The following is a 3,231-nucleotide window of genomic DNA, read 5'->3' as shown; positions in this document are numbered from 1 at the left end:
CCCGGCGAGCAAAAGCTGGCCTGGCTGCACTACGGCTCCGGCCACGTCAGCGCTATCCGCTTCGGGCAGCAGCTGGTGACCGAGTTCACCCGCGACCGCCTGCACCGCGAGGTGCGCCGCACTCAGGGCGCGCGCGAGCAGATTCGCCATTATGACAGCCTCGGCAGACGCACCCTGCAGCGCAGCGAATTAAGCACGGACGTGACCCTGCCGGAGCAGGAGCTACTGGAACGCCTGTATCGCTACACCGCGCGCGGTGAGCTTTCCGGCGTCAGCGACACCCTGCGCGGTGAGGTGGACTACGGCTACGACGCCGAAGGGCGTCTGCTGAAGCACTACGAGGCCCGCCAGGGGCACAGCCGCGCGCAGTTCAGCTATGACGACGCGGATAACCTCGCCGCCAGTGACGATGCGGTACCGGTCACGGATAACCGCCTGCAGCACTGGCAGGCGCTGTTTATGAAATACGACCACTGGGGCAACCTGGTCAGCCGCCGCAACGGGCTGTATGAACAGCATTACGCCTATGACGCCGAGAACCGTCTGGTGTCCGCCCGGGGAACCGGGCCGGAAGGGCGATTTGAGGCGCGCTATCACTACGACGCGCTGGGCCGCCGCACGCGCAAAATCGTCACTACGACGCACGGCACCACCGACACCCGCTTCCTGTGGCAGGGCTACCGCCTGCTGCAGGAGCAGCAGGAGAGCGGGCTGTGCAGCACCTATGTATACGATCCGAATGAGGCCTGGAGCCCCCTGGCGCGGGTGGACCATCTTCGTGACCAGAGCAGCGGTGAGATTTACTGGTTCAACACTGACCTGAACGGGGCGCCGCTGGAGGTCACAGACGAGCGCGGCACGGTGCGCTGGAGTGGCCAGTACGGCAGCTTTGGCGAAGTGCGCCATCAGAGCGAAGGGTTCTCACGGGTTGTGAACCGCACGGCGATGGCACACCAGCCGCTTCGCTATGCCGGGCAGTACGCTGACGGTGAGACGGGACTGCACTATAACCTGTTCCGCTACTACGACCCGCAGGTCGGGCGGTTTATTGTGCAGGATCCGATTGGGTTAGCGGGGGGATTAAATCTCTACCAATATGCTCCAAACCCTCTCAAATGGATAGATCCGTTAGGCTTAATGAAGTGCATGGGCGTTAGCGAGTCTGGTCATCATGTACCTGCTGTCCGCAAATCAAAAGGGCGGCCATTTGAAATTTCTAGAGCAGATAAAACTCGTCCTACATTATTCCCTAGGGGAGAAAACCCAGAACATGATCATTGGCGATTACATGATGCGGAAAGAGATACAATAGGGCCAAGACAAGGTGATTTTCCTGGTTCAGATAAAGAGTTATTTGATGCTTACAGGAGAGCGTATTCCAAATTAGATGATATCAAAGTTGATGTTAAGTCTCCAAACGGAACCTATTCGTTAGGTACTAATGTGACGCCAGTTAAAGCTGTTGATTTAATAGAGGTCTGGCTAAAAGAACAAGGGTTAATGTAATGAGTAATAATAAGTTAGCTGAAGTTGAAAATTTTTTGTCCTCTGCATCAGTTTTTGATTTTCTCAAAACATTAGATGCAGACAGCGCCTTGGATTCTAGAGATGAGCCAGAATTCGATGATGCATGGATGAAAGAGTTTAACTCATTAAAAAATGAAAGTTTTGATGCGGATGATATTGAAAATATCAATTCCTTGCGAGAGAAAGCATTTAAGCTATCATTCAGAGTAATTAATAATTCAGAAATATCATCACGCATATCAGATGATTTTGAATTAATTGCTAAAAGCGTTGTTGTTGGAAAGGATAATAATTGGGCCATCAGTTATCTATGGTCTTCGTATAAAGGTGGGAAGTTCCCACAATAAATGACGAGCCGGGAAAGGTGTTTTTTCCCGGCTGGTTTATTATTGAGCTCTGTTTAAGTAGGCGCAGTGTGAATATTTTTCATCTACTTAACAATTTTTTATATTTATGATTTTCTCGCTCAGGATCACCATTTAATTGATGCCACCGATAAAATGCTTCATTTGAATCCTAATATTATAATTCTATTTCCGAGAGCTTCATAGTAATGTGCCACATATTGACTACGCACCAAATATGAGGAGTAAAGGACATTGTTGAAAAAAATAGAGCGTTTTGGAGCGAAACCTGCATCATTACCATCAGATGAACTGATAAAGTGTTTAAATACATTAGAAGCATCAATAGGGCTAATCCCTGAAAGTTATCGTGCCTATTTACTTCATTTTGGCGCTTCTGTTCTTTTTAATATAAATTTTGTTTTCAAGGCGTTACAACCATCTCCGTGGTCTGATGAGCAAGGAAACGATACGCTTGAGTCTTTGTACGGCCTTGCAGAATCGGGTAAAGAATATACTGTCTTTGAAATTGCTGATACATACCGGAATGATTTTCGCGATCAATGGTTACCGATAGGAGCCTCGTCTGGTGATAATCAAATCTGTCTTTGCCTCAAGGGAGGTATGTCGGGAGAGATCTGGTTTTGGGATCACGAGTCTGATCCAATATTCAATGATTCAGTAGTGACCTCAGGGCTGACGAAAATAGCAAACTCCTTCGATGAGTTTGTTGATATGCTTACTGCTCAGGATGATAAAATAGATGCATCAGGAGTAGTTAAAGTCGATCTTGATTTTTAATAAAAGTGTACTTGTGGTGAACCTGGCGAAGCCCATCTATTACTGTAAGGTGGGTGTAGCTGGTGCAGCAGATTACAGCATCAACAGCCGCTTCGCTATGCAAGAAATATATATTTTGCTTTTAGAGAGAAATAATGGATATCTTTTCCATCATAAATGATTAAGATTTCAGTTATGTACTAGGGAGAGCTAGGATTGAATTATCGGCTGGACAGTTAACTCACGTACTTCCGCGACCTGAGCGGCCAGATTACCCGCATCCGCCGCACGCCGACGGCCGAAGGCGTTGCCCTGGGTATCGAAAGCGATGAGATCGCATACCGCCACGACGCCGCCGGGCGCGTGCTGAGCGAGTCCGGCATTAACGGCGCGGTGGGCTACGAGTGGGATGCCCTGATCAACCTGACCGGCCTGACGCTGCCCGGCGAGCAAAAGCTGGCCTGGCTGCACTACGGCTCCGGCCACGTCAGCGCTATCCGCTTCGGGCAGCAGCTGGTGACCGAGTTCACCCGCGACCGCCTGCACCGCGAGGTGCGCCGCACTCAGGGCGCGCGCGAGC

General features: G+C 50.2%; 3 protein-coding genes and 1 pseudogene. All 4 read left to right on the top strand.

The genetic code is table 11. The features are described 5' to 3' along the window. Window positions 1-1,506 (top strand): RHS repeat domain-containing protein (locus AC0TOY_RS00110; protein ID WP_473721377.1); only part of this gene is annotated, 1,506 nt, incomplete at its 5' end. Then, window positions 1,506-1,874, top strand: a complete 369-nt coding sequence (locus AC0TOY_RS00105) for a hypothetical protein (RefSeq protein ID WP_024906916.1) — start codon at window positions 1,506-1,508, stop codon at window positions 1,872-1,874. The genes AC0TOY_RS00110 and AC0TOY_RS00105, both read left to right, overlap by 1 nt. 255 nt (window positions 1,875-2,129) lie before the next feature. Further along, a complete protein-coding gene (locus AC0TOY_RS00100) occupies window positions 2,130-2,672 on the top strand; it encodes an SMI1/KNR4 family protein (RefSeq protein WP_196243975.1) in 543 nt (180 codons plus the stop codon). Window positions 2,673-2,897: 225 nt separating this feature from the next. After that, window positions 2,898-3,231 (top strand): annotated as a pseudogene (locus AC0TOY_RS00095) (hypothetical protein); the annotation flags it as partial.

Source organism: Enterobacter sp. PL_is379 (genome assembly GCF_055817355.1).
Note: the sequence above shows the minus strand (reverse complement) of the source record. Positions and strands in the feature narration are given on the sequence as shown.